This window comes from Pedobacter caeni, assembly GCF_900129215.1.
Taxonomy (GTDB): domain Bacteria; phylum Bacteroidota; class Bacteroidia; order Sphingobacteriales; family Sphingobacteriaceae; genus Pedobacter; species Pedobacter caeni.
In genome coordinates, this window is record NZ_FQUQ01000004.1 from 444200 (window position 1) to 469122 (window position 24923).

26 protein-coding genes are annotated in these 24923 nt (G+C 41.1%); 6 read left to right on the plus strand and 20 right to left on the minus strand.

The annotated features are described in order from the left end of the window. Window positions 1–31 precede the first annotated feature (31 nt). Genes BUC20_RS21420 through BUC20_RS33960 form a run of 5 tightly spaced genes read right to left on the minus strand, consistent with a single transcriptional unit; the run spans window position 32 to window position 2380 of the window. A complete protein-coding gene (locus BUC20_RS21420) occupies window positions 32–274 on the minus strand; it encodes a hypothetical protein (RefSeq protein WP_073233087.1) in 243 nt (80 codons plus the stop codon). After that, window positions 264–1127 (minus strand): hypothetical protein, encoded by an 864-nt coding sequence (locus BUC20_RS21425; RefSeq protein ID WP_143166872.1) that lies wholly within the window; start codon window positions 1125–1127, stop codon window positions 264–266. The genes BUC20_RS21420 and BUC20_RS21425 overlap by 11 nt, the downstream gene beginning before the upstream one ends. Window positions 1128–1129: 2 nt before the next feature. Then, on the minus strand, window positions 1130–1978 hold the full coding sequence (locus BUC20_RS21430; RefSeq protein WP_073233089.1) for a hypothetical protein: 849 nt from the start codon (window positions 1976–1978) through the stop codon (window positions 1130–1132). 34 nt (window positions 1979–2012) lie between these two features. Continuing rightward, window positions 2013–2219: a hypothetical protein gene (locus tag BUC20_RS21435; RefSeq protein ID WP_073233090.1), complete on the minus strand. Its 207-nt coding sequence runs from the start codon at window positions 2217–2219 to the stop codon at window positions 2013–2015. A 14-nt stretch (window positions 2220–2233) separates the two neighbouring features. Continuing rightward, window positions 2234–2380 carry a hypothetical protein gene (locus tag BUC20_RS33960; protein WP_159441140.1) on the minus strand — a complete coding sequence of 49 codons (147 nt, stop codon included), beginning with the start codon at window positions 2378–2380 and terminating at the stop codon, window positions 2234–2236. Window positions 2381–2615: 235 nt separating this feature from the next. On the opposite strand from BUC20_RS33960, the gene BUC20_RS21440 reads away from it, so the two are divergent. From BUC20_RS21440 to BUC20_RS21450, 3 genes are read left to right on the plus strand one after another with little or no spacing between them, the layout of a single operon-like run. Continuing rightward, window positions 2616–3398 carry a helix-turn-helix transcriptional regulator gene (locus BUC20_RS21440; protein ID WP_073233091.1) on the plus strand — a complete coding sequence of 261 codons (783 nt, stop codon included), beginning with the start codon at window positions 2616–2618 and terminating at the stop codon, window positions 3396–3398. Between the two features lie 8 nt (window positions 3399–3406). Further along, the gene (locus BUC20_RS21445) at window positions 3407–3781 is read left to right on the plus strand and encodes a helix-turn-helix domain-containing protein (protein ID WP_073233092.1); all 375 of its coding nucleotides are present in this window, start codon (window positions 3407–3409) and stop codon (window positions 3779–3781) included. Between the two features lie 8 nt (window positions 3782–3789). Next, window positions 3790–4755 (plus strand): polysaccharide deacetylase family protein, encoded by a 966-nt coding sequence (locus BUC20_RS21450; protein WP_073233093.1) that lies wholly within the window; start codon window positions 3790–3792, stop codon window positions 4753–4755. A gap of 156 nt (window positions 4756–4911) precedes the next feature. Here the strand turns inward: BUC20_RS21450 and BUC20_RS34325 are convergent, their stop codons facing one another. The 13 genes from BUC20_RS34325 to BUC20_RS21515 form a co-directional block, all read right to left on the minus strand. Next, window positions 4912–5625 carry an Rdx family protein gene (locus tag BUC20_RS34325; RefSeq protein ID WP_084529131.1) on the minus strand — a complete coding sequence of 238 codons (714 nt, stop codon included), beginning with the start codon at window positions 5623–5625 and terminating at the stop codon, window positions 4912–4914. Between the two features lie 32 nt (window positions 5626–5657). Beyond that, window positions 5658–6023 carry a hypothetical protein gene (locus tag BUC20_RS21460; RefSeq protein ID WP_073233094.1) on the minus strand — a complete coding sequence of 122 codons (366 nt, stop codon included), beginning with the start codon at window positions 6021–6023 and terminating at the stop codon, window positions 5658–5660. Window positions 6024–6071: 48 nt separating this feature from the next. After that, window positions 6072–7436 carry an aldehyde dehydrogenase family protein gene (locus BUC20_RS21465; RefSeq protein WP_073233095.1) on the minus strand — a complete coding sequence of 455 codons (1365 nt, stop codon included), beginning with the start codon at window positions 7434–7436 and terminating at the stop codon, window positions 6072–6074. Next, window positions 7423–8145, minus strand: coding sequence for a gamma-glutamyl-gamma-aminobutyrate hydrolase family protein (locus BUC20_RS21470; RefSeq protein ID WP_073233096.1), 723 nt, complete (start codon window positions 8143–8145; stop codon window positions 7423–7425). The genes BUC20_RS21465 and BUC20_RS21470 overlap by 14 nt, the downstream gene beginning before the upstream one ends. Window positions 8146–8284: 139 nt before the next feature. Further along, window positions 8285–9433, minus strand: a complete 1149-nt coding sequence (locus BUC20_RS21475) for an iron-containing alcohol dehydrogenase (protein ID WP_073233097.1) — start codon at window positions 9431–9433, stop codon at window positions 8285–8287. A gap of 12 nt (window positions 9434–9445) precedes the next feature. Beyond that, a complete protein-coding gene (locus BUC20_RS21480) occupies window positions 9446–10804 on the minus strand; it encodes a glutamine synthetase family protein (RefSeq protein ID WP_073233098.1) in 1359 nt (452 codons plus the stop codon). Further along, the gene (eat, locus tag BUC20_RS21485; RefSeq protein WP_073233099.1) at window positions 10801–12117 is read right to left on the minus strand and encodes an ethanolamine permease; all 1317 of its coding nucleotides are present in this window, start codon (window positions 12115–12117) and stop codon (window positions 10801–10803) included. Before eat ends, BUC20_RS21480 begins: the two co-directional genes overlap by 4 nt. A gap of 63 nt (window positions 12118–12180) precedes the next feature. Then, entirely contained in the window at window positions 12181–13743 is a 1563-nt protein-coding gene (locus tag BUC20_RS21490) for a SusD/RagB family nutrient-binding outer membrane lipoprotein (protein ID WP_073233949.1), read from the minus strand. A gap of 52 nt (window positions 13744–13795) precedes the next feature. Continuing rightward, complete coding sequence (locus BUC20_RS21495) at window positions 13796–17119, minus strand: SusC/RagA family TonB-linked outer membrane protein (protein ID WP_200800983.1); 3324 nt, start codon at window positions 17117–17119, stop codon at window positions 13796–13798. A gap of 293 nt (window positions 17120–17412) precedes the next feature. After that, the gene (locus tag BUC20_RS21500) at window positions 17413–18537 is read right to left on the minus strand and encodes a FecR family protein (RefSeq protein ID WP_073233101.1); all 1125 of its coding nucleotides are present in this window, start codon (window positions 18535–18537) and stop codon (window positions 17413–17415) included. Window positions 18538–18610: 73 nt separating this feature from the next. Continuing rightward, complete coding sequence (locus BUC20_RS21505; protein WP_073233102.1) at window positions 18611–19204, minus strand: RNA polymerase sigma factor; 594 nt, start codon at window positions 19202–19204, stop codon at window positions 18611–18613. Between the two features lie 217 nt (window positions 19205–19421). Further along, window positions 19422–20438 (minus strand): hypothetical protein, encoded by a 1017-nt coding sequence (locus BUC20_RS21510; RefSeq protein WP_073233103.1) that lies wholly within the window; start codon window positions 20436–20438, stop codon window positions 19422–19424. Window positions 20439–20494: 56 nt separating this feature from the next. Then, window positions 20495–21094, minus strand: coding sequence for a hypothetical protein (locus BUC20_RS21515; RefSeq protein ID WP_073233104.1), 600 nt, complete (start codon window positions 21092–21094; stop codon window positions 20495–20497). A gap of 211 nt (window positions 21095–21305) precedes the next feature. On the opposite strand from BUC20_RS21515, the gene BUC20_RS21520 reads away from it, so the two are divergent. Beyond that, complete coding sequence (locus BUC20_RS21520) at window positions 21306–21602, plus strand: Dabb family protein (protein ID WP_073233105.1); 297 nt, start codon at window positions 21306–21308, stop codon at window positions 21600–21602. Window positions 21603–21665: 63 nt separating this feature from the next. After that, window positions 21666–21956 carry a thioredoxin gene (gene trxA / locus BUC20_RS21525; RefSeq protein ID WP_073233106.1) on the plus strand — a complete coding sequence of 97 codons (291 nt, stop codon included), beginning with the start codon at window positions 21666–21668 and terminating at the stop codon, window positions 21954–21956. On the opposite strand, the gene BUC20_RS21530 is transcribed toward trxA, so the two are convergent. Beyond that, a complete protein-coding gene (locus tag BUC20_RS21530; RefSeq protein ID WP_073233107.1) occupies window positions 21949–23655 on the minus strand; it encodes an ArnT family glycosyltransferase in 1707 nt (568 codons plus the stop codon). The two genes, trxA and BUC20_RS21530, sit on opposite strands and share 8 nt — an antisense overlap. 14 nt (window positions 23656–23669) lie before the next feature. After that, window positions 23670–24179, minus strand: a complete 510-nt coding sequence (locus BUC20_RS21535) for a GtrA family protein (RefSeq protein ID WP_234994569.1) — start codon at window positions 24177–24179, stop codon at window positions 23670–23672. A gap of 316 nt (window positions 24180–24495) precedes the next feature. Between BUC20_RS21535 and BUC20_RS21540 the strand changes: the two genes are divergently transcribed. Then, window positions 24496–24888 carry a hypothetical protein gene (locus BUC20_RS21540; RefSeq protein ID WP_073233108.1) on the plus strand — a complete coding sequence of 131 codons (393 nt, stop codon included), beginning with the start codon at window positions 24496–24498 and terminating at the stop codon, window positions 24886–24888. Window positions 24889–24923 lie beyond the last annotated feature (35 nt).

A 24923-nucleotide genomic window follows, 5' to 3' on the forward strand; every position in this document is an offset into this window, starting at 1 on the left:
TTCAGCACAAAAAGGGTGAGTAAAAAATGTATTAATAAGCCTGTCTGACTTCAAAAGCCCGGTAAGTAGCCATGTTTGCATCCGAGATGATGGTAAGATGGAGGCCCAGACTCAGAACCAGTGCTTTTGCCGTAGCCACATTGGACTCCAGATCAGGTTGCCCGCGGACTTCAATTCCGTTTTTCAGCCTTTTGTATTTGCTGGGTTCGAAAAGCAGAATGAATTTTTCCAGATCATCTCTTTCTGTTGTAAGTATTGTGGTTTCAATTTTCATGTTTTGTTTTATTTAAAGTGATAAACATAGTCCGCCGTTCTTCTATCAAAACCTCCAGGTCCAGCTCCTCCATCACGACCGACTTAAAGAATGCGGAAAGCGCAAATCGCTTCGACATGCTCCGTATCATGTCTACCGCAGAGCGGTCTTGAAGTGCGTTTAATTTCCGTTGTATTTCCTCCCTTTTTATCCTTGATCCGGTACTGATCAATTGTTGATTAAGCATCCGGGTCAAATAAAGGCAAGCCTCCTCAACAAATTCCCACTTTTCAGCAGCACTAAAGGAAATGAGACCAAGGCCATCCAAAAAGCCATACACGACAGCCCCTGAGATCATCTCTTTCCCAGACTGAAGTTCATTAAATGCATTGAGCGCATTCTTTTTAGCCACTCCAAATTGGGTCATCAGGTCTGGCACCTTATTTTTGTTCGGAATCAAAACTTCTTTAGCCAATTGCTCCCGGGCTTCACTATTTAGATGGGCTTCAATGAACTTTTCAAAAGACACCACACTAAGCCCATAAAATGTACCGTACTTTTCTCTGATCCCGTTCGAAAAGGCCAAAGGGATTTCATGTAATCTGATAGAAGGGAATTTTCTGGGAATACTATCCGCAAGCTCATTCGCCAGGTAATCTTTGTCCTTCTGTGGAGGCTGTTCCCTTCCCAAATCTGTGTAGGATTTAGCCAAAGACATCAGAATGACCTGAAAGATCTCCTGATCTTTATGGTTTCTAATCGACGGCAGTACCAAAGGATTTCCCTTCATTATTGCAGTCTTTACTTCTGTTGCCCCCTGCATCATTTCTCCTGCTGCAGTAAGTTCAGTTACAATTGTTAATAATGGTCTCATGATTAAAGTGTCCTCCTTTCTATGTTTCCCCATTCCATAGCAGCTTCAACTCCTCTGGATGAGGTATAAATCATCTTTTCCTTTTTGACAGATTTCTTTCCCTGTTCTACTTCCAGTTTCATAATCCAGTTCTCTCCATTCCAGGCACCGTCCTGAAAAAGCTGCTCATCTGTACCTAAAAACTTTTTGAAGGAATGAGGGAAGCTGTCGTTAATGGTCTTAAATGCAACATAAGCATCAAACTGTTCTTCAAAATAGCCTACCCGACCAGATTGCTGAAGGCATTTTATGAAAACCGAAACTGCTCTTAGTTTATCAAAATTAGCCAGCTCATTAAAGCCAAAGTATTTCATAATCTTATCTCTTAAATCAAGGTTCATTTCAAGATGGGGAGCTTTCCCTTCTACTTTCCCTTCCTCATCCAGTTCCTCTTCCTTTCCCTTCCTTTCCTGTACACCTGGTTGTTTCCCTGGCGTTTCTCCATTCAACCCCGCTCCATCCAAATCCGGCTCAGCGGGAAACTTTTCCCCTTCGGTTAATTCCTTCCCGGTTATCCGCTGATGATCCCTGAATGTCGGAACAACGCCATACCTGCAGCCATCCACCTCATAAGACCTGATGAAACCATTCTTTTCCAATACTTCCAGGCTCTCCTGCATATTGTAATCCAGAAAAGGCAAAATATCCAGCTTCATAGAGCGGGGTTTGTATTCAAACCTTCCCTTACTATCTGCCAGCATCCATAACCCCATAAACACGATCATAATATACTTTCCTGGGTTTTCATACTCCAGGTCCTGTAGTTTTTCATGTCTTAAAAAAGCGGGCTTAACAGTTCTTATCCTTGCCAATGTGATCAATTTATAGTGTAAAAATTAAAATAAGTCAGTCCGGAATCTCGTGGCCGGGGCAGCCCTTGAAAGGACAAAAACCCTGACACCCAAAGGCACCTGACCATAACTCCCCATTCTTTATCCTGATCCGCAGCTGATCCCGTATTTCAGATACCACTCCTCCAAATATGGATTGTAAAGCATCGTCAGTACATCCCAGCAGCTGCGTAATCGGAATATCTATATGATTCTTTTTCATCTGATGATTTCCGACTAGTTTTCCAAACGCAGTTCAACCTTAATATTCGTTAAACCTAACTTTTCGTTCATAAGATCGTTTTTAAGAACTTCTTCCAAAAGCAGCTTCTCCAGAATTTCAATTCTCTGCCTTAATGCCTTTACTATTTTCCTGTCTTCCATACTTATAAAATTATAATCATCTAATAATCAACACAAAAAGAGCCAATCAATTCCTATACAATTCAACTCAGCTTGTTTAATCAGGTCAGTTCCAATTGATAAATATTTACTATTAATTTGGAATGTGATTCTTAAAATATATATTTGCTGAACTATACAGAACAAATATAGTTCGTATTTACGAACTATTACAAACAACTATTCGTAAATCAAGACATTTAAATCATAACGTATTGTGAATCAAGAAGAAAAATATTCACAAAAATTCCAGAGGCTTAGAGAAATTATCAGTTTCTTTAAATTTAAGAACGATACAGAGTTTGCAAAAGCAATTAACATGTCCAAATCTTACGTCTCGGAAATTTTGAAAAGTGAAAAGGCACCCAAGACCATGGGACAGAAACTGGAAGATCATCTTCGCGTTTCAAGGAAGTGGTATGAAGATGGAGAAGGAGAAATGCTGTTGGAACAGGCTGCAGCTCAAAAAGCAAACAGTACTTCATTAGGCGAGATCCATTACCCGCTGGAAGTAGGAGACTCCCCTTTCATAGACCTTGGAGAGGGAAAATATATAATGGTAGTTCCATTAGTTAATGAATATGCATATGCCGGGTATTTACCAGGCTACAGAGATCCCGAATATTTAGAAGAATTACCAAAGCATACAATTATTGTGGACAAACATCATAAAGGGCAGTACAGGGCTTTTGAAATCGTTGGAGACAGCATGGACGACAATACCAAGGAAAGCATCAGCGATGGCAGCATTGCTACCGGAAGAGAAATCCAGCAACATTTATGGACCAGCAAGTTTCACACCCACAGGTTCAAAGATTACATCATCGTTCACAAGAAACACGGCATTATCGCAAAGAGAATTACCCATCACGATACAGACACCGGTGTAATTACCTGCCATTCGTTAAACCCCGATAAAATCAGGTATCCTGATTTTGACATTCACCTGGATGATGTCAGACAGATGTTCAATATCGTGAATGTATTACAAAAAAGGTAAAAAACCACATGGCAGAACTCAAAGAAACAACAGAAGAAGCAGAGCGATTAAAAGTTTTCAGGAAAGCAGAGAAGATGGGCCAGGAGGAATTCGGAGAACAGCTTGGTCTTCATCACTCTGTAATCAGCAGGTATGAGAATAACCGCTTAAATATTCCAATCGATTTCGTAAAGAAACTCCATGAGGTTTTCAACATGTCTTTTGAATGGTTTTATACCGGAAAAGGCAATAGGAAATTCACTCCTGAAAAAGGAACACTGATCAAAGACATTAAAACACTGGAAACAAATCATAAAATTTTAACAGAGCAGGTTTCGGCTTTGAAATCAGAATTACTAAAACTTCACAGGGAATTCCATGCTTTTAAAGCGGAAATAAAGTAAATTAGGGGATGAAGAAATTCGTCCTCTTTCTCCTCATTTCTTCCTCGGTAATCCGGTCAAATGCCCAGGAAGAAATCAAAGGGTACAAGCAGTGCTTTGCCCTCGGTGATGATCATGGCAAAAGCATGATGATCTTAAGAGAATTTGAAAAATCGGGAAAGTCATGCTATCTGGCTGTAGACCCTGTAAGCCTGGAAACAAAAATCATCAGCGCCGGAGAAATCAAAACCAAACCGGCTTCCGATTGGCAGAACGCTGCTGAGCTTAAAAACAGCCCATACTTAAAAGCCATTCAAACAGCAAAACAACAATCCATTGCGCTTCAGGACGCCGGGATCAGCCATGGCTTTCCAAAAGAAAAAGGAATAACCCTAACCATAGACCTCTGTCCTTCTCATAAAGCCTTAGACAGGGTCATATTCACTTCTTTAATTGCTGAATTTCAGAAAACAGAGAAACCGGTTCCCTTAGCTTTATCCATTACCGGCAAGTTTATGCTCAATCATGCTGCAGATATCGAATGGCTAAAAGGACTGGAGAAATCCGGAGATCTAAACATCACCTGGACCAATCACACCTTTAACCACCACTACGATCCCAAGATCCCCTTGAACTCGAACTTTCTGCTGGAACCAGGGACCAGCATCAATTATGAAATCCTGGCAACAGAAGTCATGATGATTCAAAAAGGACTAGTACCTTCCATTTTCTTCCGCTTTCCGGGATTGGTATCAGACCAAAAACTTGTCGATGAAGTGTTAACTTATGGCCTCATTCCGATAGGAACTGATGCATGGCTGGCAAAAGGTCAGAAAACACATTCTGGCAGTATTGTTTTAATACATGGGAACGGCAATGAGCCAACGGGCGTACAGGATTTCATTCAGTTGTTAAAGACGGAAAAACAATCTGTAGTAAACAAACAATGGTTATTATACGACCTGAGAGAAAGCATTAAAGACGAATTCAAATAACTTACCGGAGCCTTATGTTTAGAACAAATGACCGCTGGGAGAAGCAGTAGCATTTTGAATTAAATCTATCTTTCTCATAATTAAAGGTAAATATAAAATCAACCTTGGGCACTTACGATTTTCAACTTCACCCCACCGATCAACGGCTCCCTATCCTTATAAATCATCAGCTATTTCACCGTTTAGTGGCGGAGTTAAAAGAAAATCTCTATAGACCTCTACGATTCGTTTAAAGTCAGGTGTAGGCATAGAAACTTCAATTTCGTCCCACCGATCAAGAGTTACTTTATCTTTATAAATCATCACATTAATTCCCTCAGTCCCGGTTTCAATCTGAGTACTCGCTCCGCTCAACACCTCCTCAATCTTAGGAAGAATGGAATCAGTAAATTTATAAATGTTACATTCGTTTAAAAACGCATCTAAATACGCAATATCACTAATGGCATTTTTTCGGATTGTACAATCTTGACGGACTTTAATTTGAAACCGCAGGTTATATTTCTCTAATCCCTTAATATTTGCTTTTATTTCTTTTACATCAGAATGGCCCGGACTTTTATCCGGAGTAATCACATCACGTTTTTCCTTTATATCAGAATGGCCCAGACTCTTATCCGGACTAACCACATCACGAACAATCTGTTTTAATTCCTTGATTTCAGGAAAGCGCCCTTCTTCTTTTCTATCAAACACCACCATTCCACCTATGGTAATGGTATAAGCCCCTCCTATTTCACTAGGCTTAAGCAAAACCCCATAAATCTCATCAGTAAATGTACTTAACAACTCCTGCGCCATATATGCAGCTCTAAGCATCCAACCACATTTAGGGCAATATTCAATGACAACGGTAGGATTCAAGTTCATGGTGAAAAATATTTATGATAAAAATAACAACATTAGTCTTGTGTAATAAACAATTTGTTTCCTTTTTCTATAGCAGAGCAACTCATTTCAATCAAAGCCTCCAGCCCAGTCTGCTCTTCGACATTGGAAAGAGGGGCAATCGCTTTTAATTGATCATAAAATTCGGGAATTCTCTTGCATTCCCATGGCTGGTGATCCTCATGCCAGCCTTCCAAGTAAAAGTAGCTAAACATAACACTTTCAGGGTGATATTCACCTAAAGGTATGTTTGATAAGATCTCATCAAAACGAAAATGCAACATTCGCAATTCAAACAGCACTATTCCATCCAATGTTTTTTCCTCAACAACAATCTCTCCATAGCCCTCGTAGCCTTTATAAAGGTCAATATTCTTCATATTCTAACCATGTTTTAAAACAAATTATGGTTTAACATATTTACAATATTAACCTCTCATATGCCAGCCTTTAGGCTTAGTAAAAGCACGCAATCCCTGATGAGATAAGGTCGATCCTATTCCCGAATGTTTTCTTCCACTCCAGGGAAGTCCGGCACTTACCCTATCACAGCAATTCCAGTATCCCGAGCCCGAATCAATCTGCGAAAGAATTCTTTCTGCACGATCACTACCCCTGGAATAAACAGCCGCTGTTAAACCATAAGTTGTATCCTGCATCATGGCAATCGCTTCGTTGTCATCTTTCACTTTCATAATTCCAATGATGGGTCCAAAACTTTCTTCCTGCATCACTTTCATATCATTCGTTACATTACTCAGTACGGTAGGTTCAAAGTTATAACCTTCTCCGGCTCCTCTTTTCCCTCCGGTTAATAACGATGCCCCTTTTGCCACAGCATCTGCTACCTGACCCTCCAACACCTCTAACTGTTCCTTTCTAGTCAAAGCTCCAATATAAACCCCTTCTTCAGTTGGCAATCCTTTTTTCCAGGATTGTACTTCCTTCAAAAAGGCTGTAACATATTCTTCATAAACCTTTTCGTGTACATAAATCCGCTCTACTGCACAACAACTCTGTCCATTGTTATAAAAAGCCCCATCTGCTGTCCCTCCCGCCACCGCAGCGACATCATTCACGTCATCCGCTACATATAAAGGATCTTTCCCTCCCAGCTCCAGCTGACAAGGCACCATTTTCAAAGCCACTTTTTCATAAATATACTTTCCGGTTTGATATGAGCCCGTAAAGAAATACCCGTCAAAATCCATATCCAGCAATTCCTCACCAACCAACTTACCGCCAACAGCAATCTGAAAAGCAGCATCAGGCAATCCTGCTTTCTTCAACAGCTTTTCTATTTCAAGCCCGGTTAACGTTGCATATTCCGAAGGCTTATACATTACGGTATTTCCTGCAATCAAAGCGGGAATAAAGACATTCACCCCCACCAGATAAGGATAATTCCAGGCAGAGATATTACATACCACCCCCAGCGCATCATAAGAAATCTTTTCTTTCAGCTCTTCCGTATCAGTTACCCATTCATCAGAAAGGTATTTCTCCGCATTGTTCATCATCCATTGAATCCTTGTTTTTGCTCCATTGATTTCATTGCGCGACTGCTGTAAAGGTTTGCCCACTTCTGAAGTCAGTATTCCAGCCAGCACCTCCTGCTCTGCCCCCAAAAGATCATAAAACCGATGAATCACCGCCAGGCGCTCCGTCAGGTTCTTTTTTGACCATTGCAATTGCCCTGCCTTAAGCAATTCATATTTTTTATTCAATGTAACCTTGTCATCTTCCTGAAGTATCCTGATGACCTCTTCTGTAGCGGGATTAATGATGTTCATATTTTCTTACTTCAATGATAAATTGTTCTTTGATCTTTTGTGAAAACGGATTGTTCTCTTTTTCTTTCATTCGTTCCGGGTGCCATTGCACCCCGATCATGAATCCTGTATTGCTTTTATCTTTATATTCCAGGCCTTCAATAATTACACCTTCATCATCAGAGAAATAAGCATTTACCATCAGGTTTTCTCCAAGATGATCAGGACGAACGGCCTGATGATGGGCACTGTTTACCGAACCTTGCAATTGCCCGGTAATGCCATGTAACAAGCTATGTTCTTCTAAAGTCACGGAGTGAACTTTATCTTCCGCAGCTTTTTTATGAAGGGCATTGGCGCTTTCTCCGATGTCATCAAAAACTTTTCCTCCTTCCAGAATATTGATGTATTGCATGCCTCTGCAGATTCCCAATACAGGGATCTTTTCCTTTTTTGCATACGTATAAATCAATTTTTCAAATGCGTCTCTTTCTGGTAAAAACGATTCCGGACGATGAGGATATTCCTGGGCTCCTCCCGATATGGAGGGCGCTACATCAATCCCGCCTGTTAGGACAAAGCCATCACAAACTGCAATATCTTCGGTGTTGTTCCTCAGAAAGGAGAGCTCAATCAGCTCCAGATCTGCACCAAGGTCAGCCAAAGTAAACCAGTTCCAATAATTAAGGGAATTCATTTCGGTATAACTAACTCCTATCTTCTTTTTCATTGATACACAATTGTTTTTTTATAGCTAACGAAGCGATCATGATCCGATATCAATTTCTTTATACAGCCATTAGTTACAGCTAATTACGCAACAAGAAAGATCCTGATGGCCTCATCACTCATTAACGTTTCAACACCTATTAAAGCGCTTTTAAATATAGTTGTTTAAAATCTTCCCTGCTCACTGGTTTTGGATTATTCGGATGAGCAAAATCTGCAAATGCCAGATCTGCCAGTGTATCTATATGCGTAGACTGTACGCCAATTTCGCTCAGACGATGTGGTATATTCAGTTTCGTATTGAGTTCAAAAAGATACTTCACCACTGCTTCCCCACTTTCTTCTTTCAGTTCCAATGTTTTTGCCATCCGGCGAAATTTATCTTCAAACCCGGCAATATTGAATTCCATTCCATAGGGGATATTCACTGCATTCGCCAATCCGTGATGGGTATCCAGCAAAGAAGAAAGCGGATGGGCTAAAGAATGAACCACTCCTAATCCTTTCTGGAATGCAATTGCTCCCATCATGGAAGCCATCAGCATCTTACTCCTGCTTTCCAGGTCAGAGCGATGGGTTGCATTCTCAATTGCATCTTTGATCAGGTAAATTCCTTCAAGGGCGATTCCATCACATAAAGGATGCGGATTTTTTGCCAGAAAAGCTTCCATATTATGAGTCAGGGCATCCATTCCTGTTGCGGCGGTAATATGCGGAGGTAAATCCATCGTTAACACCGGATCTGCAAACACAATTTTCGCCATCAGTTTAGGAGAAAACAAGATCTTTTTCTGATGTGTTTCATCATCAGAGATGATCGCACTCCGTCCCACTTCACTTCCCGTTCCGGAAGTCGTTGGCACGGTTATAAAATGAGGCACATCATTCGTCACATATACATCACCGCCAATCAGATCGTCGTATTTAAACAAATCTTCACGATGGTTCACCCGTAACACGATGGCCCTGGCCACATCCAGACCTGCACCACCACCAATCCCGATCACACTGTCTCTTGACGTTTGATCCCAGACCTCTGTACCTTTATAAACATCACTCTTTACCGGGTTTTTATGAATATCACTAAAAACCTCCACAGAAAAAGAATTCGCTTCGAGGTCTGCCACAATCGCCTTAAAGAAAGGCAATGCAGCTACAGTAGGATCTGTTACAATCAACGGGCGCGCTAATCCGTTTGCTTTCAGATAAGCTGGTAATTCTTTTATTGCTCCCGCACCAAAACGGATGGTGGTAGGGAAATTATATTGGTATACTTTATCAAATGTCATCACTGTTATTGCTTAAATAATTTCAAAATATCTTTTCATTTCCCAATCGGTCACTACTTTTGCGTACTGCTTCCACTCCCATTCTCTTGTTAACGTAAAATGCTCTACAAAGGAAGTTCCGAACAACTCCCCTGCCAATGGAGATCCTTTCATTTTAAGAGTAGCCTCATGCAGATTCCCCGGAAGGATTCCGTTTGAAAGGTCCTTATAACCATTTCCTGTTGTTGCCTCCTTGTCCAGACTGAGTTTGTTTTTTACACCATACAAACCTGCAGCCAGACAAGCTGATAATGCCAGATACGGATTGGTATCCGACCCCACTACCCTTGTTTCCAAACGGGTAGCTTTCAGATGGCCAGGCAAAGCCCTTAAAGCAACGGTCCTGTTGTCTATGCCCCAGGTTAAGGTTGTGGGCGCCCAGGCTCCTTCTACGAGCCTCTTATAGCTGTTAATAGTAGGCGCGATCATCGGCAGAATGAAAGGAAGGCAATGCAGCTGTCCGGCGATATAACTCTTCATCAGGTCACTCATTTTATGTTCAGCATGTTCATCATAAAACAAATTCTGCTTCCCTTCTTTATCCCATAAACTCTGGTGCACATGCCCACTGCAGCCTGGTAGGTTTTCAGAGATTTTTGCCATAAAGGTGGCCATAATCCCATGTTGGTAGGCAATTTCTTTTACCGCAGTCTTAAACAGGATCGCCTGATCTGCAGCTTGCAAGACTTCCGCATACTTAATTGCCGCTTCATATACCCCAGGCCCCGTTTCAGTATGTAAACCTTCCACAGGGATCCCAAATTTACATAACAGATCAAACAGGTCTGTCATATAAGGGTTTTTCAGGCTGCTCCGTAAAATAGAATAACCGAACATGCCAGGGGTTAATGGATTCAACGCCTGAAAATTCTTTTGGTGCACACTTTCAGGTGTTTCTGCGAAATTAAACCATTCAAATTCCTGAGCAAAATATGGACGGAACCCCAACTCTCCCGCTTCTGCAAGCACTTTGCGAAGCAGTTGCCGCGGACAAGTATAGGCAGCTTCATTATTTTCATTTATAAAATCACCAAGAAAAAAAGGAACATCGTTTTCCCATGGGATTTTACGGAAAGTACTCAGGTCCAGTTTAACCAGGGCATCAGGATAACCGGTATGCCATCCGGTATACTTCACATTGTCGTAAGCCACATCTCCCATATCCCACCCGAAAGTCACATCACAAAATCCCAGACGGCCTTCCACCATGGAAGCAAATTTATCCGCGGCAATGTATTTACCCCTTAACACACCATCAATATCCGCCACAGCTACCTTTACCTTCCCCGAAGGGTGTTGTTTTACGTACGCTAATATTTCTTCTGTTGTCATTTATCCGCTGTTTTAAAGGTTCTGTATAACAAAAATGTAATGGCCAGAATAGAGAAATAAATCAGGCCAAGTTTAGGATTAAAAATAAACATGGCGATGATCGATACTGAGGCGATGATCAGGGCCACTATTGGAAATAAAGGATAAAACCGGATCCGGAATGGACGCGGCAGTTCCGGTTCTCTCTTCCTCAGGATCATGATGGAGATCATGGAAATGATGTATAAGGTCAAAGCCCCAAAAACAGAAACAATGATGATCTCTGAAGTTTTTCCGGAAAGAAGGGCCAGGATACCAATCACCATATTGCCAATCAGCGCATTCGCGGGCGTATGAAAACGGGGAGAGATTTTCCCCAGAAAAGAAGGAATATTCCGAACTCTTCCCATTTCATAAGTAGACCTTCCCGCAGCCAGGATCAATCCATGGAAAGAAGCCACCAAACCAAAAAGACCAACTGTAATCAGCAGGTGATACATCAGGTGGTTATTCCCTGTAATTTTGGCGAGTGCCAATGGAAGCGGAGAATCAGAGGTCTCTCCATTCAAACCGTTCTTATAGACGATCGCTTCCCATCCGGCAATCCCAGTGGCCGAAATAAAGATGAGGACACAAAGAATCGCCAGCGTAAATATTGCCCAGCCAAATCCTTTACTAATATCTCTCTGGGGGTTCTTGGTTTCTTCCGCCACATTGGCAATCCCCTCAATGCCCAGGAAAAACCAGATGGCAAAAGGAATGGCCGCAAATACGCCAGTCCATCCATTTGGCAAAGCATTCCGTGTTAAGTTGGCTACCTCAAATTTTGGAAGCGCTATTCCGGAGAACAGCAGCAACTCTCCCACTGCAAAGACGGTTACCACCACTTCAAATGAAGCTGCAGCTTTCACCCCGTAAACATTCAGTGCGGTAAAAATAAAATAGATGGCAATGGCGCTGGTCAACACAGGAACCTGTGGAAAGAAAGCATTAAAATAGGCACCTATCGCAAAAGCAATTGCGGGAGGTGCCAGTATAAATTCAACAATCTGGGCAATACCGGCTATAAAGCCGATATTTTCCCCCATTGCTTTATTTGCATAGTCGAACACACCCCCTGCTTTAGGGATTGCGCAAGCCAGTTCTGCGTAACTAAATGTAAAGGTGACATACATCACCATAATGGCCAGGGTGGCAATGGCCATTCCCCCTGTACCCCCTTTTTCAAGGCCAAGATTCCAACCGAAATACATGCCTGAAATAACGTACCCTACTCCAAGCCCCCACAACATAAAGGGAGTCAGCGTTTTCTTTAAACCCTTGTTTTGTGTCATTCGATGATCTGTTTTACATAAAAAATAAGCTGTTTTACATGATTATAAATATAACATAAAATACTACTTCAGCAACCACATCACCTGGTTAACATCATCATTCCCACCAAATTGACTTTTAATGGCTGCGGAAACATTCGCTGAGTTATAATCCAGCTCATTCGAAGGGTACAGCCAGCGCAAAGGAAACTGATTTGTAGGTGCATTTAAATTCGTCGTGCTGTTTAAAGTGAACTTCGGATATCCCGTTCTTCTGTTCTCATACCAGGCACTGTACTTACTGCCATGCAGAAAGTTAGCCAGGTATTTCTGAGTGATGACCTGCTCAATCTGTTGTTCGTTCGTTCCTGCAAGACTTACAGCCGCTGAAGCCGGAAAGGCAGCGATGTAAGCCGCATCCATTTTCATATTGTGATGATAATCCATCAGATCAGGTGTATTGGAAGCAACGAAATTCATTGAACTGCCAATTCCTGCAGCATAATAGGTCTGGGCCGGCGTTCCGGTAATCCAGCCTCTGATGCTTCCCTCAGCGAGAATAAACTGAAGATCCCAATAACTGAATACACTTACAGCTTCCGCATTTACCAATTGCACATAACGGTTATTCAGATCTGCATAATCCTTGCCTACCCTTCTGGTTTGAAGACTGGAAAAAGCATCTGAAGGCTCCACTCCGGGATAAGCATTGTAATCTGACTCAGATAATCCGGAAGTAATTTTTACCGGGGATGGTTTAGCATAATAAAACAGACGTCTGTCTTTCAGTGTTTTCAGGGGATCAAGCAGTGTATTGGAAAGCATGGTGTAGTTCGATTTCACGAAAGAATTGCCAGATCCTGCCGGAACATCAGACCATGGGTAATTTTGTCCCGCAGTAGCATTATAGGCCAAAGCAAAATTATCTTTAAAGTCCCGCATCAGTGGGCGATTGGCTACAATATCCTTAAAACGCTCCACTACTTTTAATTCAGCATCAGCAGTCTTTTTATACAGGTTCATCAATACATGCAGTTCAAAGCTGTTGACCAGTCTTCTCCAGTTGTCTGTCTTACCTCCATAAATCGGGTCGCCATCAAAGGCCGCTCCTTCAGAAAAAAGCTGGTTGGCCTGATCAAGTTCATTAAGAATCCCAAGAAACACCGTTTTCTGGGCATCGTACTTCGGATTCAGGATATTTTCCGACTCTCCTTTTATGGCATCAGTATATGGGATATCCCCTACCTGCATTGTTGCGCTAAAAAACTGCCAGGCACGGATAAAATGGCCCAGGGCCTGATAAGATTTTTTCAGCGCCTCACTCGTTGCGTATTTTTCCATTGGAGGAATGTTTCGTAAAATGGCCACCTTACTCAGGTCTGCCCTATTGAACTTGTTGTACTGAAGATTCTCCTGTCCCTCACCCCAGGTGATGTATTTCCCTAATAAAAAGGGTTGGATAAAAGACTTCTGGGTACTGATATCGCTTCTGGTAATACTCAGAATCATACCTGTTGCCAGATTGGAAGAGTTCACCTGATCTGTCTTATTCGGGTTTCTATTGATCTCCTCAAATTTCTTACAACCTGTGGCCAGTACTGCCATCAGAGGCAATACCGACATATATTTTAAAAGAATCCTTTTCATTGGAATATTTTTTTGTGAATGGTTATCCTGTAGTTTCATCTGATATCTCTGGCTACAAGCCTACTTTAATGTTAAAACCGATCATACGTTGAGATGGCGAGTTCAGGTTTTCTGTAAACACGTCAGGATCGGAATATTTAAAGTCCGTCCACATCCATAGATTCTGTCCTGTAACAGAAAAAGATGCTCTTTTTAACCCTAACCTATTGACAAACTGAGCCGGGAAATTATAACCCAGAGAAAGCTCACGAAGCTTCACAAAAGATTGATTCTGAATTCCCTTATCACCGCCTCTGAATTTCTGTGCAAAATCCTGATAACCTACCTTTACATCATTTGTTGCATACTGACGGGTATCACTCGTGATGTTTCCGTATTTATCAAATACCACCGAACCGGAAATCACCTTTACTCCTTGTCCCACATAGTTATTCAGTCCGTTAACCACCTGATCATAGCGATACTGGTTGTCAGAATCCGGATTGGTTCCTGTATCCCACATCTTATCATACATATAATTGTACATTAATCCTCCGATACGTCCATCTACATTGATCCCCAGGTTCCAGTTTTTATACCTGAAGTTATTCATAAAGCCGAAGCTGAAAGAAGGATCACCGTATCCATATTTTTTGTTATAATCACTTTCAACAGGATATCCATTATTGAAGATCACATTTCCCTGAGGATCTCTTAACCAGTATTTAGCCTTATAAGTGTCCAGTCTTTGTCCTTTTTTAGTCCACAACTCGTCCGGAGAATACTGAGGGTCCAGATCTACATAATAGCGGTGCTGTGTAGCCCAGTTTACCGTCGAGTACCACTCAAAGTCCTTGCTCTTAATTACAGAACCATCAACAGTAATCTCCAGTCCGCGACGCTCATAAGTTTCCTTGGTATTGACAATTGCCATATTGAACCCGCTAAAATTCGGAAGATATGCGGTCTGACTGCCTCCTAAAAGATCGGTTTGTCTGTTGTAATAGTATTTATTGTAGTAAGCCACATCAAAATGCAGGCGTTTTTTAAACAGATATCCTGCCACGCCGACTTCCCAGGTACGCTGAGAACTTGGCAGTAGTCCTTCCCCTAACAGGTAGTTAGGATAAGCAGCAGAGTTCAAAGTATTCCAGACTGCGGTGCTTGTACTGTATAAACTATTGATCGCATAAGGGTCAAATGCATTTTTAAAGACAGCCCAGGATCCGCGAAGCTTAAACATATCAATCACTTGTGGTAATTTCACCAACTCAGAGATCACTACACTGGAACCGATGGAAGGATAAAAGAAAGATGCGGAAGATTTCGGCTGACTGGAATTCCAGTCATTTCTACCCGTAAAATCCAAAAAAACAGCATCATTCCAACCCACAGATACCCTGCTGAAAAGACTATTAATCTGTCTTTCAGAAGCGCCCTGTTTAACAGTTGGCGGTTCTACCGATCCGTTTAAAGAGAAGAAAGTCGGAGAGATCAGTCCATTTTTAGTAGTAGCAGACAGGGAATCTTTTCTTGTATAAAAAAGCGTTGCCCCGGCAAGTGCGTCAAAAGACCATTTACTTACTTTTTTTGAATAGGTTAAAATCAAATCGTTATTGGTACTGAATCCTGTTCTTGACAAATTGCTGTACATCCCTCTTGCATTCCAGCCTCCCCTTGTAGAGAAGATATTTGCAGTGGGGTTTCTCATCGTTTCCAGATTATTGAAATTATCATACCCCAGACGTAACATCAGGTTAAAGTCCTTATTAATCTTATAATTCGTCGTTACATTGGCATTTATGGTGTTTTCCGTAATCCCATTTAGTTTCTCATTTGCAATCAGATATGGGTTATCATACCAATTGGTGTACATCCAGTTTTGCGTCTTGTTAGGGACCACCCAATAATCCTTATAGTCGCGGATATCGTATTCTGTACCCGTCCACATTACCAATTGATAAAGATAGCCCTGAAGGTCATAACCACCACCCCAAACCTGAGGCGCAGATCTTCTGCTCATCCCAAGATGGGCTTCTATTTTAATCTTGTCGTTGACTTTGATTTCACCACCTGATGTTAAATTCATCATATTCAGCGTCTGATTCGGGAACTGACCTTTATTATAAATATGGTTTAATCCGATTCTGAAACTCCCGTTTTCGCCGGTCTGGGCAATCGCAATGTTGTTATTGGCAATCACGCCGGTTCCCATAAAGTTTTTCAGGTTATCCTTACCTACTGAAACCAGTGGTCTGTTGTCCTCGAATTGTTTGGTCGCAGGGTTCCAGTCTCTTGCAGTATTTCCCACGTCCAGCTTGGGGCCCCAAACGTAGTCGTTATCGATCTTACCATTCTGACCTCTTCCGTAAGAGCTCTGCACTTTCGGAGCAGCGAGATAGCCAAGCTGAAGCATCGTATTGCTATTGAAATCAACCGAGAAACCTTTTGCGGCCGCGCCTTTTTTGGTGGTGATTAATAAAACACCACCACTGGATCTGGAACCATAAAGTGCCGAAGCAGCTGAGCCCTTCATCAAATCCATGGTTTCAATATCATCGGAAGGGACATCCCGAAGCGTCATGTTATCATAAGGTACGCCATCAACTACCAATAAAACGCCCTCACCTCTTAATTCCAGCTTAGGTTTCGCATTAAACTCTGTAGAATTCTGAACCACTAAACCTGCCACCTGCCCGGTTAAAGAGGTTCCAAGATCAACACCTTTTACAGTCTGAACTTTCTCTCCTCCAATACGCTGAGTAGCATAACCAAGGGATTTTTCTGAGCGCTTGATACCCAGTGCTGTCACCACAATTTCTGATAATTCCTGTTTCTGGGCCTCCAACACAATGGTCAGAACCGAAGAAGCAGCGGCAACAGTCACCTCTTTGGTCACATAACCAAGCGAGCGGATGATTAGTACATCCCCCTCTTTTGCGTTGATTACAAATTCACCATTGGTCCCGGCAGATGCGCCTTCCTTACTTCCTTTGACCAAAACTGAGGCCCCAGGCAAAGGATTTCCTTCCGCATCCAGTACCTTTCCACGGACAACGACGAATACCGCCGCGTTTTCACTTACACCAGCCCCCTCTTCTACTCCTTTCTTTTTGATCACCACAGTTTTGTTAACGATCAGATAAGAAAACGGACGGTCTTTTAAAATTTTACGAAGTGCTTCATCAAGCGTTACATTCCTCAATTCCACACTGATCTTACCTTCTTCCTTGATCAGTTTGTTATTGTAGAAAAAAGTATAACCACTTTGTTTTTTGATGCTTTCAAACAAGCTGTTAAAGGAGCTGTTTTTTTCTGAAAGCGTAATTCTTTGAGCGAAACCATCTGCGGACACCTGAAGACATCCGAGAAAGAGTAAAATTACTGTTAGTTTCATTGCCAATAAAATCTTAGTTGAGCTTAGCCACCTCAGAAAAGGAGCTTTACTACATGAGTTTAAATTCATATTTTTGAATGTTTTGGTTTATTCATTAATTATCCAATAAGTATTTTTTGAGATCAACCGGAACTGTGTTCCATTCTGATATGATCGGATGGGCAATCCGGATCCTGTTGCGAGCAGGGTCCGGTTTATTCCTTCATAAGAGATCTTTGGTTCTTTTGTATCTATCTTTTCATATTCGACCGGTTTAGGGTTAACAATATGGTTAGCTGTATATTGGAGTCGGTTTATTTCGTAACGATGAGCTTTCTGCCTTCAATCTTAAAGTGTATCCCCTCAAATTCCAGAATTTTCAATACTTCAGATAACTTCACATTCCTTGGAATATCACCCATAAATTCATCATCCAAACGGTTCGCTTTGTAGACCAGGTCGATGTCATACCAACGTGATATTTGTCGGAGAACAGAATGAAGATTTTCTTTTTCAAAATGGAAGAATCCATTTTTCCAGGCCATGACCTGGTCTATATCAGCCGGACCAATCTTGATTTTCCCAGATGAATGGTCTGACAAGGTCGCCTGCTGACCTGGCTTAAGAAACATCACATTTCCGGCAGAGACTTTTACACTCCCCTCCAGCAAGGTGGTTTTTACCTCGGGTTCATCGTCGTAAGAATTGATGTTAAAATGTGTTCCGAGTACTTCGACCTGTTGTTCCGCCGTACTCACAATAAATGGTAATTTTTTATGCTTTGCCACTTCAAAATATGCCTCGCCCCGAAGCTCAACTTTGCGCTGGCTCAAATGGGCAAATGTGGTTGGAAACTTAATTGAAGATGCTGCATTCAGCCAAACATGGGTACCATCAGGCAGGTTTACCTGATACACGCCTCCTCTGGGTGTGCTGATGGTATTATACCCCAATTCCTTAAGACCGGATTCAACGATCGAATAGACCAACTGCCCGTTAGCATTTTTGGTGATCTTTACTCCGGATTGTTTTGCAAGTTCACCATTCCCGGCATCGGTTAATGAAATCTGTGAGCCATCAGCAAGTGTTAATGTCGCTTTATTGCCTCCAGGTTCAACATCCAGACCCAGTTTCACCTCAATTAAAGTCTTTAAATCTTTGTCTCTTGTATTCTTATAGAAATAGAAACCGATAGAAAGTGCAATCAGCACGGTCGCAGCTACAGCAATCCCTGGCCACAAACGTTTTGGCTTGTTCGTCCTCAGATAATCGATTTCATCGGAGTCAGAAATCTCTGCATCATCATTCCAGGCCTCCAATAGCTGACCATCCAGTTTACCCTCTTTCATCAGTTGCACAAACAACTCCAATTCCTGATCAGTCAGTTGTTTGTCCAGATAACGCTGAACAAGGATCTTATAAAACTCATTTTCTTCCATACGGTTGGCCTTTCAAATAGGAAGACAATATTTGAGGGGGGCCAGGGTAGCAGGATGCAGATTATTTTTTAAATTATTTGAGAAAGACAGTCAGAAGTACACTCAATGAGATTCCAAGATCTCTTTTCGCTGAAGCACTCAGGATTTTCATGGAACCTACCATATGATTTTTCACCGCATTTCTTGAAATACCCAACGCAGTAGCCACCTCTTCGTAACTTTTCCCCTGTTGACGGCATAACCGGAAAATTTCCCTGGTCCTGGCAGGTAAAGCATCAAGCGCTTTCTCCAGGTATTCATGATATTCCTTACTTAGCAGCCCTTCTTCTGTTTCGTTTCTTTCTTCCACAAAACTGTTCAGGACTTCCGCTATCGCCACATCCGACCGCATGGCTCTTTTAAGGCTGTTCAACGTATGGTTTCTGGCCATGATAAACAAATAAGCCTTAATCGACCGCACCTCGCTGAGCTTGGATTTACCTTGCCAGATCTTAATAAAAATCTCCTGACAAAGATCTTCAGATAGATCCGTGGAATGAACAAACTTCTTGATATAATGGTAAATCGGCCCACTATAACGATCGTAGAGTTCTGCGAATGCAGACTCCTCCCCGGCTATTAATTTAGCCTGTAGATCAAGATCTGAAAGTGTTTGCTGTAATGACATTTTGAATCCCCCGAAACTAATTTATCAAAATTAAATCAATGTTACCTACATGTTTCTGAATTAACAAATCTTTATGCCGGCTTTCCTTAACTTTTCAATAAACAGCAATGTAAGCAACATTTATCCCAAAATACGTTCATTAGTCATCAAAAAAATGAGGTTTCTTATATGGATATCCTATTCCTCATTTCATATTTCCAATTGTACTTCTGCTGTTTTACCGGAACTTCTCCAGAACAAACTCTGTTTCATCAAGAAAAGGTTCAATGGGATTTGTTTTACCAAAGCCTGTCAGGGTCAATTCTTTTGGTTCCTTACTCCCCTCCTTTACAAATTTCATTCTGACATCTGTCCCGCTGTAAGCACCATTATGGGTTTTCCGTACAATACTAAATCCGGCAAACCGGGATATCGGGTAAGTAATCAGCGGCAAACCGAAATGATAAAGCCTGATATTTTTCCTGTTGACATCAAATACAACCCTTCTGCTGATCATCGCAATGCCAAGACCAAGCGGAATCAGCGGCATAAACAAGAAAAACTGATCCTTTTCGGGCCAGCCGGCTCCTGAAATCAGAGGATACCAGCCAATTGACGCAAAGAGAAGAAACACCACAGCTATAGGAAGGTATTTCCATTTCCCTCCAAGAGATCCCAGCACATAACCTTCATTATGGGAACGATAAAAGGATAACACTCCTGCCTGTAGCGAAAGTTTTTTTTGGTCTGATACTACCGGACCTGTTGAGGTCTTCTTCATTTCAGAGATCGCTGGCAGAAGCACCTCATCAAACTCTCTTTTAGACTGGTCATTTTCTTTGAGAAAAGAAGGAGAAATCCGGTATCCCTTTCCATAGCGGTCTGCCTTACTTTTCAGGTAATACGCCATTCCAAAATTCGCTGTTATCGTAATGTCTCCGATTTCATCAAAAGACATGAGTCTCTTCTTTCCAAATAGCGTATAGAGATAAACCACTCTATCGTTTTGCTCAAAAACTACTTTTCTGCGACTATAAGTAAAAAAGGGAACGCAAGCAATGATCAATGGAAGGAGCAATATATAGCTTGCTAAATTTTTAGCCTCAATCTCCTGAACCTGTCCCTTTAACATGATCAGTAAAGTCATCAGGGGCAACAACAACAGCATAATGACAAAAGCGATACCAATAGGCACCAAAAAAGCCAATGGCCTGATGACAATCCGTTCTTTTTCTTTAGTGTAAAATTTAGCCATATCCTACTGTGTTATTTTTGTGATTTCTTTTAATTATATCCTTATTCTTCCAGTAGTTACTCTGAGGCAGCAGCACGAATGGCTCTTTTTTTCTTAACGTAACTGATGATAAATACCAGCAAAGCGAAGGGAACCACTAATACCAGAGGATTATCCGTCAGCCTCTTCAACAAAGTTATCTTTGCTTCATCCCATCCATGAATATCTTTATCAACAAGCAGCTCCTGGTTTAACCTAAGTTTAAAAATACTCACTTCTCTTTCATCCCCCATGATAAAGCGATATATCCCTTTTAAAACTCCATTTTCTCTGGCATCTGCAAGTTGTTTACGGATCACTTTCACCTCTATGCTGTCACCGGCATTGATTTTATCTTTTACACTTAACTGATCTTCAGTGAGGCCCTGCCATGGTAATCTTAAGTTAATGGCTTCATTTTTCACCTTCATATAGAAATATGAACTAATCACCCGGCTTCCTTTTTTCCTCTGCTGTTCCCAAATCTCTGTAACGACAAAGTGTTCAGTAATAAAATCCTTTTCCGATCTTGCTGCGTCTTCGGCATTGCTACTTTCAAAGCTGCTAAAGATCCAGAATGTGGCCGCTGTCATGACCACAAAGAATAAAACCAAGCCAAAAATCACCTTCTTTACCATCACGTTAATTTATTGTAGCTCAGATCAATAGTAATGCCAAATAATTAAAGAAAATTATTTCGTATTCACTGTAGCGTTTGACCCAAATACTCCGTTTTATTTAAAGCACGCTAGATTAAGATTCCGGGGGCAGGTTTCAGGCCCTGTCTCCGAGTCTTTCTTTTCCCTGACCTGTTCCAATTTGTTATATTTACCGAAAAACAATTAGAATATGTTAGCTCACCACGTTTTATTCTGGCTAAAAGCCGATACAACTACAGATCAGAAAAGTGCCTTCAGAAAAGGTGTGGACTCCTTAGAAAAAATTGAATCTGTAAAATCCTTCCATGTAGGCGTTCCTTCTTCCATTGACCGTGCCGTAGTGGACACCACTTACAGCTTCTCTCTGATCATACTTTTTGAAGATATGGCCGGACATGATGTTTACCAAACCCATGCTTTACATCTTGCATTCTTAGATGAATTCCGTAGCCTTTTTGAAAAGGTGATCATCTATGACGCGATATAAAAAATTAAACCGGAGAAAAGTACCATTACGATTCTCCGGAATTTCTTCTTAAAAACAACAAATATGAGTGCATTTCAAGAACTGATCCAGTCAGACACACCGGTCCTGGTAGATTTTTATGCCGACTGGTGCGGGCCATGTAAATCAATGAATCCGGTGATCCAGGAAGTAGCAAGAATTACTGAAGGCAGGGCAAGGGTCATCAAGATCAATATTGACAAAAATCAGGCTGCCGCAGCCAAGTACAATGTCAAAGCGGTTCCAACCTTTCTGCTTTTCAAAAAAGGAGAAATCATCTGGCGGCATTCCGGAATGATAGACCAGATGAGTCTGTTAAAACAATTGTCTATTTAACCTCAACAGAAATCATATTGCTGTTTCTTGCTCCTGAGAAAGGTTCCGTTCTTATAGAGAAGATCAGCTTATATTTCCCTTCAGATGAGGGGGCGGTAAATGTTGCAGGGATTTCTACAGTTTGTTTTGCAGGGATCCTGAGCTGCTCCAAATCAATCTTCAGGGGCTTAAATTCGGTCAGATCATCACCATTCAGGTAGCCATATTCCAGAATACACTTCCATTTTTCACCTGTATTGCCTAAATAGATTTCCTCCTGATAAGGATTGGTAATTTTCAGTATTACCGACACCGGCATTCCCTTTTTCAATTCTTTTCTGATTTTCACCGGATTGACAGCTACTTTCTGATACATCCGGACCTGCTCGATCCATCGCCCATAATAAGTATCTTTTGTTGTCCGGATGGTATCCTCCCGCAGCCCTCCTCCATGGCTGTTTGATAAAATATAATATGCTTTTTTATTTCTGATGCTATCTTCAAGTGGCCAGATGTCGTATTGGTTTTTACGGTAATATCTGGAATCATAGCCAAAACCTTTGGTCGTCTGGTTGTAATAGTTATATCTGGAAGGATCCTGAAAAGAATCAGTAAAGATCACCGGGGCATCTCCTGCTTTATCGTGGATTTTCTTTGTCCACACCTTATTTCCGAAGTAATAAGCAACCACATTGATTTTCATTAAGGCATCAATCGGGATGATCAGAATGATCCTTACCAACAGGATCATTGTTATATTAATAACAGCCAACTTCGTAAACCATCTGGGAATATCTTTGCCAGCCAGATAAATATAGGCCAGGATAAACAAACAAATCATCCCCGGTAAGGTCCAGTGTGCCCCTACTCTTCCTTTTAAAGTACTAAAAAGAAAAAAGATGAAAACACCATAAAAGTTAACTTTAACGGCCCTGATAAAAGCATCTTCTGTTTTTAATTCTACGGCCACCTTGTAGAGGAACCAGCCGATCAATGGTCCGGCAAGTGCCAGCTGAGCTAAAAGGTATTCAATGGTAAAATTAAACTTATAAAAAGCTGCGGAACGGTCAATTACATGGTAATAAAAAGAAGGGTAGTTATTGTGCACCTGCCACAAAATATGGGGAAGGAAAGCTAGAATAGCCACCCCGACAATTAACCAGAAGGAAGGCCGTTTTAATAGTTTAAGATTGGAGAGGATCGTGAAAAATATGACCAGGATCGCATGGTATTTGCTATACAATAAACACGCAATCACCAATGCCAGCAGAAAGGCCCATTTCAATTGGTCGGCAGCCACATACTTCTGGTACACATAAAAAAACAATACCGTAAAAAAGAACAATGGTGAATCTGGCGTGGTAATGAAACCATAAACATGAAAAAGAACAATTGCACTAAACAAAAGAATAAAGAGCTTTACGTTTTCAGCGTAAGGTTTCAGGATCTTCCAAAGCAGGAATACAGAAAGGGTACTACAGACGACCGAGAATAGCCTCAGGCCCAGTGTTCCAGGTAGTAAGGCATCTCCTATTCTCATAAACAACGCCACCATTGGCGGATGATCGAAATAGCCCCAGTCCAAAAACCGGGAATATACCCAATAATAAGCCTCATCTGCATGTACCTCTACAAAGCTTGCCTGAATGATATTCAAAAGGGTCCATACCCCTAAAAAAATAAACAGTATTTGCTCAGCACTCTTTTTCGTTTGTAACATTTAATGATCAGGTTTTAACTCGAGAAGGTATACAGGTAATTGGCAAAAAAGTTCCATAAAGAAATGATTACGATGGCACAGGCTTTAGCGACATAGAAATTCCATTTTAACTTATCATTGAGCAGGTAAATCAGCACATTACTTAAAAACAGACCCACCAGTGAGATCATAAAGAATTTGCCAAACTGGGTAATGCTCGCCGGATCATGGTTATCAAAAGTCCAATAGCGGTTTAAAGTGTAATTTGTTGTAGTCGCTACGATAAAACCCAATGAACTGGAAATGTATTTATGAATCTTTAATTTCTCTTTACAGAGGTAAGTGACCCCAAAGTCTACGATAAGCCCTGAAAAACCTACGACACCGAATTTCAAAAACTTAAAAAGAAAAGTGTTATTTAATTCAATTGTAGCAAGGCTCGTCATAGGAAAAGATACTTTTCCCGCAAAAGTACATATAAATTTCAATTCCCTTCCCCAAAACCATCCGTCGAAGCTTTCTGAATCCCCTTCCAGAGGTTCCAACTTCCAGAATTAAACCAAAGTTTTTATTATTCAATAACGATAGTACAAATTAAGAAGATTGTATAGAATAATCTATAAAAAACGACACGTCCCCACAAGGAGACAATTGTAACATTTTTTTTAACGAGCTCTCTACTCAGCAGCAAAAAACACATCACAAACATATTTAAATCAACACATTACAAAAAAAAATCAGGAAAAAACTACTATTTAAGATTTCCAGATTAAGCTTTCAAATCAAAAACGACCAGCGATTGGCATGGCATTTGTTTTTCGGCATTTTAAATTTTATAACCAATAACTATTTAAAAAATCAATGAACAGACTTACAAAAATCCTTTCACTATCATTAATTTTAAGCTTAACCTTATTATTTGCGTGTAAAAAAGACAAAGATGATGCACCTTCGAATGGCACGCATAAAGTAGTATTCAAAGCCATCGGTTCTGCAGGCACAAAAGTCAGCACCGCAGTTTACACAGATGGCTCTGGTAAAACGGAAACCTTTACTAGCCTGGATACCCAAAACTGGACAAGCAGTGAATACACCATACCTTCGTCAGCCCGTTCCGTACATTTTGGCGCAAATGGAATTGGAGTAGATGCTTCTTCTACATTAGTGGTTGAAATCTGGGTCGATGGTGTTAAAGCTGCTGACGGAAAATCTACAGGAAAAATCCTTAGCTCAAGCGCAAGTTTATCTTTTTAGTATTTTTTTAACACAGGGTATCCTATAACACAAGG

Coding starts and splice junctions, on each gene's coding strand:
- BUC20_RS21505 (WP_073233102.1), bottom strand. CDS start 19,204: ATGTCATTACAGCAAACACTTTCAGATCTTGATCTACAGGCTAAATTA.
- BUC20_RS21515 (WP_073233104.1), bottom strand. CDS start 21,094: ATGGTAAAGAAGGTGATTTTTGGCTTGGTTTTATTCTTTGTGGTCATG.
- BUC20_RS21490 (WP_073233949.1), bottom strand. CDS start 13,743: ATGAAAAGGATTCTTTTAAAATATATGTCGGTATTGCCTCTGATGGCA.
- BUC20_RS21475 (WP_073233097.1), bottom strand. CDS start 9,433: ATGACATTTGATAAAGTATACCAATATAATTTCCCTACCACCATCCGT.
- BUC20_RS21450 (WP_073233093.1), top strand. CDS start 3,790: ATGAAGAAATTCGTCCTCTTTCTCCTCATTTCTTCCTCGGTAATCCGG.
- eat (WP_073233099.1), bottom strand. CDS start 12,117: ATGACACAAAACAAGGGTTTAAAGAAAACGCTGACTCCCTTTATGTTG.
- BUC20_RS21460 (WP_073233094.1), bottom strand. CDS start 6,023: ATGAAGAATATTGACCTTTATAAAGGCTACGAGGGCTATGGAGAGATT.
- BUC20_RS21510 (WP_073233103.1), bottom strand. CDS start 20,438: ATGGCTAAATTTTACACTAAAGAAAAAGAACGGATTGTCATCAGGCCA.
- BUC20_RS21445 (WP_073233092.1), top strand. CDS start 3,407: ATGGCAGAACTCAAAGAAACAACAGAAGAAGCAGAGCGATTAAAAGTT.
- BUC20_RS21470 (WP_073233096.1), bottom strand. CDS start 8,145: ATGAAAAAGAAGATAGGAGTTAGTTATACCGAAATGAATTCCCTTAAT.
- BUC20_RS21480 (WP_073233098.1), bottom strand. CDS start 10,804: ATGACAACAGAAGAAATATTAGCGTACGTAAAACAACACCCTTCGGGG.
- BUC20_RS34325 (WP_084529131.1), bottom strand. CDS start 5,625: ATGAACTTGAATCCTACCGTTGTCATTGAATATTGCCCTAAATGTGGT.
- BUC20_RS21425 (WP_143166872.1), bottom strand. CDS start 1,127: ATGAGACCATTATTAACAATTGTAACTGAACTTACTGCAGCAGGAGAA.
- BUC20_RS21495 (WP_200800983.1), bottom strand. CDS start 17,119: ATGAAACTAACAGTAATTTTACTCTTTCTCGGATGTCTTCAGGTGTCC.
- BUC20_RS21420 (WP_073233087.1), bottom strand. CDS start 274: ATGAAAATTGAAACCACAATACTTACAACAGAAAGAGATGATCTGGAA.
- BUC20_RS21520 (WP_073233105.1), top strand. CDS start 21,306: ATGTTAGCTCACCACGTTTTATTCTGGCTAAAAGCCGATACAACTACA.
- BUC20_RS21465 (WP_073233095.1), bottom strand. CDS start 7,436: ATGAACATCATTAATCCCGCTACAGAAGAGGTCATCAGGATACTTCAG.
- BUC20_RS21435 (WP_073233090.1), bottom strand. CDS start 2,219: ATGAAAAAGAATCATATAGATATTCCGATTACGCAGCTGCTGGGATGT.
- trxA (WP_073233106.1), top strand. CDS start 21,666: ATGAGTGCATTTCAAGAACTGATCCAGTCAGACACACCGGTCCTGGTA.
- BUC20_RS21530 (WP_073233107.1), bottom strand. CDS start 23,655: ATGTTACAAACGAAAAAGAGTGCTGAGCAAATACTGTTTATTTTTTTA.
- BUC20_RS33960 (WP_159441140.1), bottom strand. CDS start 2,380: ATGGAAGACAGGAAAATAGTAAAGGCATTAAGGCAGAGAATTGAAATT.
- BUC20_RS21540 (WP_073233108.1), top strand. CDS start 24,496: ATGAACAGACTTACAAAAATCCTTTCACTATCATTAATTTTAAGCTTA.
- BUC20_RS21500 (WP_073233101.1), bottom strand. CDS start 18,537: ATGGAAGAAAATGAGTTTTATAAGATCCTTGTTCAGCGTTATCTGGAC.